This window comes from Ruegeria sp. A5, assembly GCF_056543005.1.
The window spans coordinates 61,126-74,761 of sequence record NZ_JBQGAV010000003.1 but is presented as its reverse complement, the minus strand read 5'-3'; the positions used below and the strand labels follow the sequence as shown (position 1 = coordinate 74,761).

Below are 13,636 nucleotides of genomic sequence, written 5' to 3'. Positions count from 1 at the left end.
ACCGGCAAGCCTCGACAAGAACAGCGTTTCGGGTGAAAACGCAATAACGACTGTTCGATAGTCTGGCCCTGCCAACTTCAATGCTCTACGCTATGGCCGATGTTTCCAAACCGCTTGGCTGCCAATTGCCATGTGCCGCCCAAACAAAACCGTCAGGACTTTCCCATGAATTTCAAACAACGCATGCTTTCTGGCGAGCCTCTCGTCGGAACGTTTCTCAAGACACCAGCCCATGAACTGGTCGAGATAATTGCCAGGTCAAAACTGGACTTCTTGTGCCTGGATGCGGAACACGCACCCTTTGACCGGGGTCGGTTGGATGTTTGCCTCGCCGTCGCCCGGGCTCTGGGGTTGCCGACGTTGGTGCGGGTGCCGACTGGGTCGGCGGACGAGATTCTCAAGGCGCTCGACAGTGGCGCGACAGGTATTGTTGTGCCGCATGTCGACAGCGCCGAAAAGGCCCGTCGCATTGCGCGCGAGGGTCGTTTTGGCCATGGTGGCCGCGGCTATGCCGGATCAACCCGGTGGGCAGGGTTTGCGACGCGATCTATGGCTGATGTCCTCAAGCAAAGCGAAGAAGAGACAATTATCATTGCCCAAATCGAAGAACCAGAAGGCGTCGCAGAAGTCGATGATATCGCCGCGACCGAGGGCATCGACGGGATTTTTGTAGGGCCTGCGGATCTTGCGGTGTGCTACGGCGTGACTGATCAGTCCGACCCACAGGTTCTTGATGCAATGCGACGCTCGGGCGATGCAGCCAAAGCACATGGCAAGACGCTGATGACCTTTGCAGCCAGCGCAGAAGCCGGACTCAAGCTGCGCGACTATGGGGTGACCATGATCTTCGTCGCTTCAGAACACGCCTTCATGCTTCGCGCTGCAAACGCGGAAGCGGAGAACTTCCATGGCACCGCGAGGACGTGAAACGCACAGGGCTTTTTAGTGGAAAGGGCCTTGGGGTCGAAATATCCGCGGGCTGGTAAATGCTGCGACGACAGTACTTTCTTTGCTAGAAATGCGATGCGCGATTGCGGATTATTCGCATTGTATAGTCTTAGATTTCCAGCGTGGCACTCTACCTAAGGGGGCCAAAATCTCATACCGCAAAACCAGTATTGCTAGGCTTATTGATTCAGAGTGGATCCTGTTAAACAGCATAAGGCCGGTGCGCCTTAGCGGCGACCGGCCTTCTCCAATCAGAAATGTGCCGAATTGGAATTTGCGGGCTTGGCGACCGGAGGTGCAAAGCGGGTCAGGTCGATCCCTTCGACAGCGGCCTTGTATTCCTCGATTTTCGGAGTTCGCCCGAGGATGGCAGACAGTACAACTACCGGTGTGGAAGCCAGAAGGGATTCACCTTTCTTATCTTCCGAGTCCTCGACAACACGCCCTTGGAACAAGCGGGTAGATGTCGCCAGAACAATATCACCTTTCTCAGCCTTTTCCTGATTGCCCATGCAAAGGTTGCAGCCCGGACGCTCAAGATACAGCGTGTTTTCGTATTCGGTTCGCGCTGATGTCTTGGGGAAAAGATCGTCGAATTCGAAACCGGAATATTCCTGAAGAATGCTCCACTCACCTTCTTCCTTTAACTCATCAACGATATTGTAGGTTGGCGCCGCGACGACCAGAGGGGCTTTGAATTCAATCTTGCCCTCCTTCTTCTCAAGGTTCTTAAGCATCTGCGACACGATGATCAGATCACCCTTGTGGACCATGCAAGATCCGACAAATCCCAGATCCACTTTCTTTTCCCCTTTGTAGTAGGAAACAGGCCGGATCGTATCATGCGTATAACGCTTGGAGACATCCGCGTTGTTCACATCAGGGTCGGCGATCATGGGCTCGTTGATCTCGTCCAGATCAACGACCAGCTCGGCAAAATACTCGGCATTTTCATCCGGCCTCAGTGCTGGAACTGCGCCGGATCTGATCTCGGCTATACGTGCGTCGGCTTTGTCGATCAGGCCTTTCAGGGTCCGTGCCTCATTCTCCATTCCCTTGTCGATCATGATCTGAATCCGACCTTTGGCGATTTCCAGTGACTCGATCAGGGTCTCGTCTTCGGAAATACAGATCGAAGCCTTCGCCTTCATCTCGGCCGTCCAGTCGGTGAAGGTGAAAGCCTGATCCGCCAGAAGGGTACCGATATGAACTTCGATAATACGCCCCTGGAACACGTTATCGCCGAACGCCTTCAGCATCTGCGCCTGTGTCGCGTGGACCACGTCGCGGAAATCCATGTGGTCGGCCATTTTGCCTTTGAACGTCACCTTCACGGATTCCGGAATGGGCATGGTTGCTTCGCCCGTGGCCAGTGCCAAGGCAACGGTGCCCGAATCCGCCCCGAAAGCTACACCTTTGGACATGCGTGTATGCGAGTCGCCCCCAATGATGATGGCGCGATCATCCACGGTGATATCGTTCAGAACCTTGTGGATCACGTCGGTCATCGAGTGATATTCACCCTTGGGATCGCGCCCTGTGATCAGGCCGAAATTGTTCATAAACGCCATCAGTTTCGGGATGTTGGCTTGCGCCTTCTTGTCCCAGACCGAGGCGGTGTGGCAACCGGACTGATACGCCCCATCGACGGTTGGAGAAATCACGGTCGCCGCCATCGCCTCGAGCTCTTGCGAGGTCATCAGGCCAGTGGTGTCCTGCGATCCTACGATGTTGACCTTGACCCGTACGTCCGACCCGGCGTGCAAGACCGTGCCTTCCGCTACTCCCAAAGCGTTGCGGTTAAAGATCTTTTCAACCGCGGTCAGGCCCTGCCCATCTCGGCTGATCTCTTTCGACGGCGCAAATGCAGACTTCAGCTCGACTCCCAGTGTCTGTGCTGCAAATGTTTGCAACTTCTTGCCGAACACGATGGCGTAGGATCCGCCGGCCTTCATGAACTCCTGCTTTTGCGGAGTGAAGGACGAGGCAATATCAACAAGCTCATTGGCGCCATCGGCGTCATAAAGCTTTTTGTCTTTCGTATTGATCGTGAGCACTGTCCCGGTTTCGACCGAGTACTTTTGCTCCAGGATAGGGCTGTCGTCATTGTTGAGGATCGGATTCCCCTCGGAATCGACTTTTTTGACCCAGTTTTTCAGATCGATACCAATCCCGCCCGTCACACCAACGGTGGTCAGAAAGATCGGAGAGATACCGTTCGTGCCGGCCACGATCGGGGCAATGTTTACGAATGGCACATATGGGCTGGCCTGCTTGCCTGTCCAAAGCGCAACGTTGTTGACACCCGACATCCGGGACGAGCCAACGCCCATTGTCCCTTTCTCAGCAATCAGCATCACGCGTTTATCTGGGTGCTGGCGCTGTAATTCTTGAATCTCATCTTGCGCTTGCTGCGAGATTAAGCACTTGCCATGCAGCTCCCGATCCGAGCGCGAGTGTGCCTGGTTGCCCGGCGAAAGCAAGTCAGTCGAAATATCGCCCTCGGCAGCGATATACGTGACAACTTTGATCTCTTCCTCGATATCGGGCAGCTTGGTAAAGAACTCGGCCCGCGCATAGCTTTCAAGAATGTCGCGTGCGACCGGATTTCCGGCAGAAAACGCCTCCTTCAAACGATCCGTATCAGCCTCATACAGGAAGACCTGTGTTTTCAGCACTTCGGCAGCCTGCCTTGCGATCTCGGGATCACCACCCAATGCCAGATCAAGAAGAACCTCAACCGAAGGACCGCCTTTCATGTGCGACAGCAGTTCAAAGGCAAAGGGTACTGAAATTTCGTCAACCAGCGCTTCGCCAAGAATGATCTCTTTCAAAAAACGTGCCTTCTCGCCAGCGGCGCTGGTCGTGCCGGGCAGCGTATTATAGATGAAATAGTTTAGAGAATCCGCACGATGCGCATGATCGACGTCCTTGATCTGCCTAACAAGCTCTTTGACAAGCGCGCCGTCATCAATCGGTTTCGGATGCAGACCCTGCGCTTTGCGGGCTTCAATTTCGTCGAGGTAGTTGGTGTAAAGGCTCATGGCTCTTTCCGGTATATGTGGCGCGATTAGCAGGGGCTCAAAGACGTTATGAACGCCCGAGGATCCTAATTGTATGCGGCGGTATACTAAATGATCGGAACTTGCAAGCCTTGCACCTGTGGCGCGATGTCCCGTCTAAAAGCAACACTTCACAAAGGATTTTGTGCCAGCCAATGATTTTCGATAAGTCCGCTATGTCCTTATCTGAACCCTGTTCCCGGACGATATGCATATAGACCGCCGAGATAATGAATAGCCATAAGGCGTAAACCGCCCCTGCTTCGAATTGCGTCAGGCAGTTGCTCGGGTCAGATAATCCTGAACCATGTCGCCAAAACTCTGTTCAACCGCAAACTCAAAACCAGCCTCGCAGCGCATCACAAGTGCTTTTAGGCCAAACAACTCGGAATAGGTTACTGCGTCTTCATCAAAAGCAGTGACATGCAGATCAAGCGGGCAGGCAATAGCCATCACTTCAGCGGCTTGGGGTCCGGCGACACTAAAGAAGGTAAGGGTGTCCGATATCCGCACTATACTGATGTCCGCAGGGCAATCCGTTGGTTTGAGCTGTGCTTCCAGTGCCTCTTCCAGTTCCAGCGAAGCACGTACAATCCAGTGATTGCGTCCAATGTGATATACCTCAAACGCTTCCTGCATCGCCCTTGTGTTGGGGCGGTTTGGCAGAGAAAATTCGGCCCAATTTTGAACAACCTCGGGATCCCCTTTGAGGTCAAACAGCGCATTCAGGGTTTGGCGTTCGATCTTGACGTCGTAGCTCATCTCAGGACCTCAGGCGCTGACCCTCGGGGTCATGGAATACAGGCTTTGTGATGGTCACCGGGATCACCTCGTCTTTCAGCCGAACATGCGCGGTTTGCCCGTGTCGCTCCTGCCCGTTCTTCAGCAACGCCAGGCCAACCCAGCGATTGTTGACAACGCTCCAGACGCAGGCGGTAACCAATCCTTCGGTCGCTTCTTTGCGACCTTCAGGGGTCAGTGGCGCGCCTTCGGGCACTTGCTTGTCAGGGTCTTCGGGCAAGATGCCGACCAATTCCCGGCGTTCCCCTACCGCTTCACGGCGCAAGTGGACCGAGCGCTTGCCTAGGTAGTCGGGCTTTTTCTTCGACATTGCCCAGCCCATGCCCAGGTCATAGGCGTCCACGGTGCCGTCGACCTCATGCCCTAGCGACAGAAACCCCTTTTCCACGCGTAAGACATGACTGGATTCCGATCCGACAGGCAGAATGCCAAAAGGCGCGCCTGCCTCCATCACCTTGTTCCACAAGGCGGCCATGTGGCGTGGGGCAACGTTGACCTCATAGGATAGCTCACCGGTGAAACTGACGCGCACAACCCGCGCAGGGAACCCCGCAACCGTACCGTCCCGGAACGACATGAAGGGGAATGCCTCGGGCGACAGATCGATATCCGTACACAGCGCGAGCATGACATCGCGCGCGCGGGGTCCACAAATGGTGGCGTTGTTCCACTGGCTTGTCACAGTTGTGATCATGACCTGCCAGTCAGGAAACTCGGTCTGAAGCAGCTTTTCCATGTGCTGGTTGATGGCGTCCGCGTGACCTGTTGAGGTCGAGATCATCCAGCGGTGCTGATCCAGCCGAAAGGCCACCCCGTCATCTATGATCAGACCGTCATCCGACAACATAAGACCATAGCGACCATCGCCGGGCTTCAGGCTGGACATGATGTTCGAATACAGAAAATCCAGAAAGCGCGGAACATCGCGCCCTTTAAGCTCGAACGTGCCGAGCGGCGAACCGTCGTATACGCCAACGCCTTCACGCACCGCGCGGCATTCCCGGTTCACCGCCTCTTGCAGGCCCTCACCGGGTTTGGGAAAAAACCCCGGACGGCGCCATCGGGCACCAGCCTCATACATCACTGCGCCATAATCCTTGTTCCATTGGGTCACCGGCGTGTGCCGGTAGGGGAACAACACCGAGTCCTCACGCAGCCCCCCAATCGCACCGAATGAGACCGGCGTGTAGGGAGAGCGGAATGTCGTCGTGCCAACATCTTGCAATGGAACGCCCTTTTGCAGAGCAACGGTGCCAATAATGTTGATATTGCCCGTCTTGCCCTGATCTATGCCCATCCCGCCAGTGGTGTAGCGTTTGACATGTTCCACGTTGTCATATCCTTCACGCAGCGCCAGATGCACATCGCTGACCGCAACATCGTTCTGAATATCCAGGAATGCCTTTCCGCGTTGCCCTGGCACATCTACGCGCCATAGCGGTTCAATCGAATAAGGCAGCTCTGAACCGTCATCGATGATCCGATCCAGTGTGAGATCCCCCGCCGCCGCGCCGACGGCCCGACAGGATTGAATCGGTTGATCGGGCAAAAACGCAGCGAGTTCTTCATCAAACCGAAGTGTGCTACGGGACTGAGACCACAGGTGCACCGTCGGATTCCAACCGCCGGAATGAGCCAACAAGTCGCAGTCGATCCAGGTGCCTGCGCCTCCGGACTTGGGAACGGCCTTGACAGCACGGATGCTTTTGTACCCTCGGATATCGGCGGCTACTGTTCCGGCATGGACGGTTATCCCCGACACCAGATCAAGAGCTTCCCTTGGAACCGTGTCGCGGCTATCGAGGATCGCGTTAACCGTTACCTCAGCTGCGACCAGATCGGCGGCCACTGCGTAAGCGCTGTTGTTGTTGGTGAACAGAACCACACTCTGACCGGGTGTCACGCCCCAACGATTAACATAGGCCTGCACGGATGAGGCCAACATGACGCCCGGCCTGTCATTATTGGCAAACACCATCGACCGTTCCGTGGCCCCGGTGGCAATCACCACCTCAGCAACACGGACCCGCCAGTTGCGTTCTAGAATGCTGGCCTGATCCGGCTCGCGTTCATTGACGATCACTAGGTTGTGTTCGCGATAGGCCCATACGGTCGCGTTCTGAAGATGGGTGACGTTTGCCATTTGGCTTAGTTCTTGAACCGCTTCGCCCACCCAATCCATCGCCGGACGCCCGCCAATGGTCAGGGTGCGGTTCACGAGGCTGCCGCCCGCTTCGGTTCCCTCGTCTGCGAGGAAGACACGCTTGCCCGCCCGACCAGCCTCAAGTGCAGCTTGCAGGCCAGCGGGACCTGCACCTGCAATCAAGACATCTGCATGCGCGTAGCGCGCTTCGAAATGCCCCGATGACGGCGGGTGCGCAGGCGCTGCGGCCAGCCCCGCTGCCTTGCGAATAGACGGTTCAAACAGATGCCAGTTAGGCCATTTGAAAGTTTTGTAGTAGAAGCCCGCAGGAATGAAACGGCTCAGCAGTTGATTGATCCCACCCAGATCAAACTCGGGTGAAGGCCAACAATTGACCGAGCGTGCGTTCAGCCCTTCGCGCAATGGAACCGTGGTCGCTGGACGGTTGCCCGAGGCGTCCTCGCCTTCCAGCTCCACAAGTGTTCCCGGCTCTTCAGGCCCGTGTCCGACAATGCCGCGTGGGCGGTGGTACTTGAAACTACGGGCTGTTACTCGTACCCCGTTCGCCAGCAGGGCCGAGGCCAGAGTGTCCCCTTCGAACCCTTCGTGAGTTTTCCCATTGAACTGGAACGTCAGAGGGCGGCTTCGATCAACACGACCACCCACTGCGCGGCGATTAATCTGCGCCATCGGGCACCTCCACAATGTCATGTGTCACGGTATCCCGCCAGATTGTCAGCCACTCGCCGCAGCCCCGTGCGTGCCACCACCGCTCTTGCACAGGCCCCATCGGGTTGGGCGTTATGGTCAGGTATTCGACCCAATCAGCATCGCTGACGGCGTTGGCATCGGGTCGAGCAGCACCGACCGGGCCGCCATAGACGAACTCGCTTTCATTGCGCTTGCCACAGAATGGGCAGGGGATGAGCATCATGATCCTGTCCCTTCCTATCTCGTCGTCGTGGTCCCGGCTTCCATCACAAATTCCAGATGGCGGAAGCGGTCCAAAGTGAACGAGGCCATCAGCGGATGCGGCTCGCCTTTGGCGACCAGATGCGCAAGCGTCAGTCCGCCCGCAGGAATGGCTTTGTATCCGCCCCACCAGCCAGCGGTCACGAACAGCCCCGGTACGTCAGTCTGATCCATGATGGGCGAGGCATCATGGGCAATATCAAGATGCCCACCCCATTGGCGCATTAGTTTGAGTTTCTTGAAGCTCGGGAAAAGCGACAGCATCGCGGTCACAGTGTCTTCGAACACATGTTGCTTGGTGTCGCGACGAAAGCTTTGCCCCATATCAGGAGCGCCGCCGATCACCATCTCGCCCTTGTCAGACTGGCTGAAATAGAACCCACTGTCCGGGCAATTTACGATGACATCCACCAAAGGCTTCACTGGTTCGGACACAAAGGCCGTCAGGTTCATCGTGCGCAATGGCAGCTTGAGCCCCGCTGTCTCGGTCAATGTCCTGGTATGGCCCGATACGGCCACCACAACCTTTTTCGCCCGCACGGTGCCGCGATTGGTCTCGACACCTTCGATGCGCCCATCAGCGCCACGGATCAATGCTTGCACGGCGGTCTGCTGGTGCATCTCGACCCCCATCGCATCCGCCGCGCGGGCGTAGCCCCAGGCCACCGCATCATGCCGGTTTACACCCGCATCTGTGTGGACCATTCCGCAGATGATCGGCAGGCGCGCATCTGGCCCACCGCCTGTCAGCGCAGGTATGCGTTTGCGCAATTCTTCTGCGGTGATTTGTTCATATGTCGAGCCATAGATGTCCATGACCAATTGCCGTCGCCGCAACTCTCGCAGTTTGGGCCAGGTCTGCACCACATCCACCATGGTGCGCTTGGAATGCATCATGTTGAAGTTCAACTCATGCGTCAGCCCTTCGTACATCTCGACGGATTTGACGTAGAACGGGATCGACTCGTCACGCATGTAATTTGACCGAATCGTAACCGTATTGCGCGCTATGTTTCCGCCACCCAACCAGCCCCGTTCCAGCACGGCGACGTCGGTTATGCCAAACTCTTTGGCCAGATAATAAGCCGTGGCCAGCCCGTGACCCCCTGCCCCGATCACCACGACTTCGTATTGATCTTTGAGCGGAGGGCTTCGCCAAGCCCGAGCCCAGTTTTTGTGGCCCGAAAGTGCGTTTCGCGCGAGTGAGAATGCCGAATATTTTTGCATAGCAATCATAATATTTACTAAAAATAATCTATCATCAATAAATATATTTACCGTTAAGCAAAAATTCTTGGGCAATCAAAGGTCGTGGGCTACCATGGCGCATGACCTTCAAAATTGAACAGTTTCATCGGAATCTTGCTGGCAAATGGTCGGCCCGATCCCGCTGGCCCTGCTTTATCATAAACTGCCGCAGTTCACCCTCTCTCTGACTCCATGCAGACCGTGGCGCTTTGCGCCTGAATTCAAACCCGCCGGGAAATGAGGCGGTTGCTATGGATGGAAGAACTATGATGAACACACCGGATACAGATACTGTTCAGCAAACGTATGCGCGCGACGGCGTCGTTTTATTGAGAAACATCCTCAGGGACGATTGGTTAAATAAGTTGCGTGATGCCGTGGACGAAGAGGTCAAAAAGGGTGACCGGTATTTTGCCTATAAAAATATGCGTGAAAAACCGGGTATCTTTCAGGACTATTGTCTGAACTCAGATATTGGAAAGCGCGTGGCCGAGGTGGCGGGCAGCCCCTGGACTTCGTTGATCTATGACCAAATTTTCGTGAAAGAACCTGGCACACGCACCCAGACCGGCTGGCATACAGATCAGCCCTATTGGCCTGTGGCCGGTCCCATCATGACAATGTGGATCGCACTTGATCCTGTCGACCCAGACAATGGAGCGCTGGAATTTGTCCGTGGCTCGCACGCTTGGGGCGCAAAATACCGGCCTTTCAAAACTGACCAACTTGGCAAGTTTCTTCACTATCTGGAAGAGGATAACCCGGACTATATCGACATGCCCGATTTCGAGGCGGATCGCACTAAATATGACATATTCCACTATGAACAGATGGAACCTGGCGATGCCCTGGCCTTCGATGGAATGACTGTGCATTCGGCGATGGGCAACCGAACCTCGACCCGTCGCAGGCGTGGATATGCGGTACGTTTTGCCGTTGAAGGTGCCACCTATGAACCGCGCGATAGCGTTACTGAATGGCTGCATGATGACGACCTGAAATCGGGTGCTCCCTTTGCCGGTGGGCGCTTCCCTGTCATCTGTAGCAACACCTAAGATAAGGGGCCGGGAACTGGCCCCTGTTCAAGTTTTAGGCTTGCCGAATTGCACCCTCTGGCACAGCGGCCTCGGCCTCGATCGCTCGGTCGAGCACGCGTCGGTATGTTTTTGCCCCGGCATCCAAACCCAGATCAATATGCGGTGTCTGAGCGTTTTTCATGCCCTTGTGCACTTTTTCCAGCACATCTTTGTCTTCAAGAAACGCCATCCGCGCACCATCATTCATGAATTTCGAAACCTCGGCATTGTCCGGATCAGAGTTGCGATGCTGGAACCAGAAATACCTGGTCTGATCCTCGTTGATTGGCGTCATGAAGTTGTAAGAGATGTTGATGAATGTCTCATCGACAGGATCTTTGTCATATCCACCCGTGCCAACCGGAGTATAGATGGACTTATTCAGCCCGATTGCGGGCATGCACATTTCGTAATGCTGCAAGCGGTCGCAATCGCCGTCGAACGAGACCAGTTTGGCATAGTAAGGCGATGGAGGTTTGTTTTCGATCCAGCGCGAGACAATCACGCCGCGATCTGTCTTTTTGACGTCCAGAGGCTCTTCATCCGTTCCCGCGCCGGCGAATGACGAGACATGTACCCAGGCCACGTGGCTGGGATCAAGCAGGTTGTCGCAAACCCAAAGATAATGGCAATCGATATCCATCACCCCGCCATCGGTTAGGCCCCAGCTCGTGTCATCAAAGTTTTCGATTGGGAAAATCAGATCCGGATCAGCCAGTTCAGGATCGCCCATCCAGATCCAGAGCAGGCGATAGCGGTCGACAACTGGATAAGACTTCACCACCGCGCGCCGAGGCGTCATCCCCCGCTGCGTTGGGCTGTCCGTACATTTGCCCGAACAATCGAATGTCAGCCCGTGGTAGCCGCATTCGACCAGATCCCCTTTCAGATTGCCATCGGATAGCGGGAGCTTGCGATGCGGGCAGGCATTCTCAAGCGCAACGGGCGTCCCATCCTGCTGACGATAGAGCACAATGTTCTCACCCAGATATGTCTCAGCCTTCAGTTCACGCCCGATATCCTTGCTCCAGGCGGCAACATACCAGCAATTTCTGAGGTACATGGTTTGCTCTCCAATTTGATCAGTTGGCTTAGCGCCATTATGGCAGCGTCAGTGCAATACACCATTCTGGATTTGTAATGATACATATAAGGCAAGCTAATTCGGCAGCATTACCGACGGGGGCAGATCGGGCTGCGAAGCAACTTCGGCCTTGATCCAGTTCAGGAACTCGCTGACTTTTTGGCTGTCTTTGCTATCAGGGCGCCGGACGAGCCAATAGGAAAGTGGCGATTGGGTCAGTTGCTGAAACGGTCGCACCAGACGGCCATCGCACAACGCATCAATAACCAGCGGTTCGCGCCCAAGCGCCACCCCCAGCCCCTCAATCGCTGCCTGTATGACCATGTTTGATTGGCCCAATCGGCGCGTGCGCACTCCAGACGGCAATGTCAGATTGGATTGCCGCGCCCAGAACTCCCATGTTGGGCTGGACGTACCATGGTGCAGATTTTCATCTACCAGCAGTGTGTGCTGTGACAAATCTTCAATGCGCTTCAGTTCAGGCAACAGCGCGGGCGCGCAAACGGGAAACAGCCTTTCCCGCATAAGCAAATCCACTTCAAACCCGGGATATTCACCAAGACCATATCGAATGCCGATATCGGAATCTGCGCCGGAAAACGGATAGTATCCCGTATCCGTCGCGATCGAAATAGACAGGTCCGGGTGGGCCAAATCAAAGTGCAGAAGCCTTGGAAACAGCCAGTTGAATGCAAACCCCGGCAAGCATGAAATCACGATGGTCCGGTCCGCACGCGTTCGATCGCGAAGTTGCGCACACACATCTGAAATGCGCCCCAACCCATCCGAGATTGCCTGCGCCAATTGCTCACCTTCGCGGGTAGGTCGCGATTGCCGCGCACCGCGCACCAGCAAATCCCGCCCAAGCCATTCTTCGAGCGATCTGACGTGCTGGCTGACGGCACTTTGGCTGACCCCCAGTTCCTCGGCGGCAGGTGAAAAGCCGGAATGGCGTACAACTGCCTCAAAGGCTCGCAGCGCGGAGTATGGCAGATTCAAGATCATATTAGTCATCCTAATGTCAGCCATTATCACTTTCAAATGGATTGCCGGCGGCCTTAGGCCGTAAGTTGATAATGTCAAGTAATCAGGAGATGTCGATGTCCGACATGACGCCAGAGCGGGGCGCTTACAATCTGCTGGTCAATTGCGCCCGCGCGGCGGCGGGTGACAGGCTGCTGATTGCCTATGAACCTGCAGAGTTTGGATATTTCGACGCCGACAGCGCAAATGTTGTCAGTCAGGCGGCCCGTCAACTTGGGCTGGGGGTCGACACGGTTGATGTAGGCTTCAATCCGGACAATCCGCAATTATCGCCCGATCTGCTTGCCCGGTTCGAAGCGGCAGACATCATTCTATTTCTGGCCCGGCTTGGGGATCAGTTGCGGTTCTCGGACATGCCGCAGGGTAAGAAAGTCATCGTTAGCTTCGCTTTAACCAAAGAAATGCTGGGGTCTGGTTTTTCCAACGGCCACCACGATGCGTTCATGGAGCTTAAGGCCGATATCAACGCGGTCTTGGACGCGGCCAGCGAGGTGCGGATCACTTGCCCTTTGGGCACTGATGTAAGCGGTCGGCCAGTGATGAACCTGCAACCATCGGGCGACACCTCGATCCTGCGCTTTCCGATGTCAGTCTTTACTCCGGTTCCTGCCCACAGTTTCTCGGGCCGTGTGGCGATCAGTTTTCTGACGGGAACGGGGTCGAAGTATTACGATGACTACACCATCGAATTCGACCGCCCTGTCTTTGCGATGATGGAGAATGGACGGCTGCAGCGTTTTGACGGCGATCCCGCCAACGCCGCACGGGCCGAGGCGCATTATGACCGGGTAGCCAACCAGTTGGGAATTGATCGCAATTTCGTGCACTCTTGGCATGCAGGTATCCATCCGGGCTGCGGCTACCCCTGGGATATGCGCGAAAACTATGAACGCTGGGGCGGCTCAGCTTTCGGAAATCCACGCATCCTGCATTTCCACACCTGCGGGGCGTACGCCCCCGGTGAAATCAGCTGGAACGTTATTGATCCTTCCATCGAAATCGATGGCGTAACTTATTGGGACCACGGTACATTCCATGCCGAACGGCTACCTAGCGGTCAATCAATCCTGGATCGGCACCCTTGCGCGGCCGCCCTGTTCGCCCATCCCGATCCGGATATCGGTCTACGTGCAGTTGGCTGATCAATAGCGGCTTGATCGAATCACGAGCTGTGGAAATACTCTTAGATAATAGGGTCTGTTCGAGTTGGCCCTATGGTGCGGAGCACTCCCGTCTCCGGTGCCGGAATATGCGCAGA

General features: G+C 55.5%; 10 protein-coding genes. 3 read left to right on the top strand and 7 right to left on the bottom strand.

Annotation, left to right across the window (positions count from 1 at the left end):
- The first annotated feature begins 165 nt into the window (after positions 1-165).
- Entirely contained in the window at positions 166-927 is a 762-nt protein-coding gene (locus ACR0AY_RS08750) for an aldolase/citrate lyase family protein (protein ID WP_170511727.1), read from the top strand.
- 272 nt (positions 928-1,199) lie between these two features.
- Here the strand turns inward: ACR0AY_RS08750 and ACR0AY_RS08745 are convergent, their stop codons facing one another.
- The 5 genes from ACR0AY_RS08745 to ACR0AY_RS08725 all read right to left on the bottom strand — a co-directional run bounded on the left by ACR0AY_RS08745 (position 1,200) and on the right by ACR0AY_RS08725 (position 9,153).
- On the bottom strand, positions 1,200-3,992 hold the full coding sequence (locus ACR0AY_RS08745) for a bifunctional aconitate hydratase 2/2-methylisocitrate dehydratase (protein ID WP_170511726.1): 2,793 nt from the start codon (positions 3,990-3,992) through the stop codon (positions 1,200-1,202).
- A 291-nt stretch (positions 3,993-4,283) separates the two neighbouring features.
- The gene (locus tag ACR0AY_RS08740; RefSeq protein WP_170393861.1) at positions 4,284-4,772 is read right to left on the bottom strand and encodes an aminomethyltransferase family protein; all 489 of its coding nucleotides are present in this window, start codon (positions 4,770-4,772) and stop codon (positions 4,284-4,286) included.
- 1 nt (position 4,773) lies between these two features.
- The gene (locus tag ACR0AY_RS08735; RefSeq protein WP_170511724.1) at positions 4,774-7,644 is read right to left on the bottom strand and encodes a 2Fe-2S iron-sulfur cluster-binding protein; all 2,871 of its coding nucleotides are present in this window, start codon (positions 7,642-7,644) and stop codon (positions 4,774-4,776) included.
- On the bottom strand, positions 7,631-7,888 hold the full coding sequence (locus ACR0AY_RS08730; RefSeq protein WP_170511722.1) for a sarcosine oxidase subunit delta: 258 nt from the start codon (positions 7,886-7,888) through the stop codon (positions 7,631-7,633). The genes ACR0AY_RS08735 and ACR0AY_RS08730 overlap by 14 nt, the downstream gene beginning before the upstream one ends.
- Before the next feature lie 14 nt (positions 7,889-7,902).
- Positions 7,903-9,153: an FAD-dependent oxidoreductase gene (locus ACR0AY_RS08725; protein ID WP_480454020.1), complete on the bottom strand. Its 1,251-nt coding sequence runs from the start codon at positions 9,151-9,153 to the stop codon at positions 7,903-7,905.
- A gap of 272 nt (positions 9,154-9,425) precedes the next feature.
- On the opposite strand from ACR0AY_RS08725, the gene ACR0AY_RS08720 reads away from it, so the two are divergent.
- Complete coding sequence (locus ACR0AY_RS08720; RefSeq protein ID WP_480454018.1) at positions 9,426-10,229, top strand: phytanoyl-CoA dioxygenase family protein; 804 nt, start codon at positions 9,426-9,428, stop codon at positions 10,227-10,229.
- Positions 10,230-10,263: 34 nt separating this feature from the next.
- On the opposite strand, the gene ACR0AY_RS08715 is transcribed toward ACR0AY_RS08720, so the two are convergent.
- Positions 10,264-11,313, bottom strand: coding sequence for an aromatic ring-hydroxylating dioxygenase subunit alpha (locus ACR0AY_RS08715; RefSeq protein ID WP_170422580.1), 1,050 nt, complete (start codon positions 11,311-11,313; stop codon positions 10,264-10,266).
- Positions 11,314-11,409: 96 nt separating this feature from the next.
- Positions 11,410-12,339 (bottom strand): LysR substrate-binding domain-containing protein, encoded by a 930-nt coding sequence (locus tag ACR0AY_RS08710; protein WP_170511717.1) that lies wholly within the window; start codon positions 12,337-12,339, stop codon positions 11,410-11,412.
- 95 nt (positions 12,340-12,434) lie between these two features.
- Here ACR0AY_RS08710 and ACR0AY_RS08705 point away from each other — a divergent pair, with 95 nt between their 5' ends.
- Positions 12,435-13,520, top strand: coding sequence for a hypothetical protein (locus ACR0AY_RS08705; protein ID WP_480454016.1), 1,086 nt, complete (start codon positions 12,435-12,437; stop codon positions 13,518-13,520).
- The last annotated feature ends 116 nt before the right edge of the window (positions 13,521-13,636 follow it).

Coding starts and splice junctions, on each gene's coding strand:
- ACR0AY_RS08750 (WP_170511727.1), top strand. CDS start 166: ATGAATTTCAAACAACGCATGCTTTCTGGCGAGCCTCTCGTCGGAACG.
- ACR0AY_RS08745 (WP_170511726.1), bottom strand. CDS start 3,992: ATGAGCCTTTACACCAACTACCTCGACGAAATTGAAGCCCGCAAAGCG.
- ACR0AY_RS08740 (WP_170393861.1), bottom strand. CDS start 4,772: ATGAGCTACGACGTCAAGATCGAACGCCAAACCCTGAATGCGCTGTTT.
- ACR0AY_RS08735 (WP_170511724.1), bottom strand. CDS start 7,644: ATGGCGCAGATTAATCGCCGCGCAGTGGGTGGTCGTGTTGATCGAAGC.
- ACR0AY_RS08730 (WP_170511722.1), bottom strand. CDS start 7,888: ATGATGCTCATCCCCTGCCCATTCTGTGGCAAGCGCAATGAAAGCGAG.
- ACR0AY_RS08725 (WP_480454020.1), bottom strand. CDS start 9,153: ATGCAAAAATATTCGGCATTCTCACTCGCGCGAAACGCACTTTCGGGC.
- ACR0AY_RS08720 (WP_480454018.1), top strand. CDS start 9,426: ATGGATGGAAGAACTATGATGAACACACCGGATACAGATACTGTTCAG.
- ACR0AY_RS08715 (WP_170422580.1), bottom strand. CDS start 11,313: ATGTACCTCAGAAATTGCTGGTATGTTGCCGCCTGGAGCAAGGATATC.
- ACR0AY_RS08710 (WP_170511717.1), bottom strand. CDS start 12,339: ATGATCTTGAATCTGCCATACTCCGCGCTGCGAGCCTTTGAGGCAGTT.
- ACR0AY_RS08705 (WP_480454016.1), top strand. CDS start 12,435: ATGTCCGACATGACGCCAGAGCGGGGCGCTTACAATCTGCTGGTCAAT.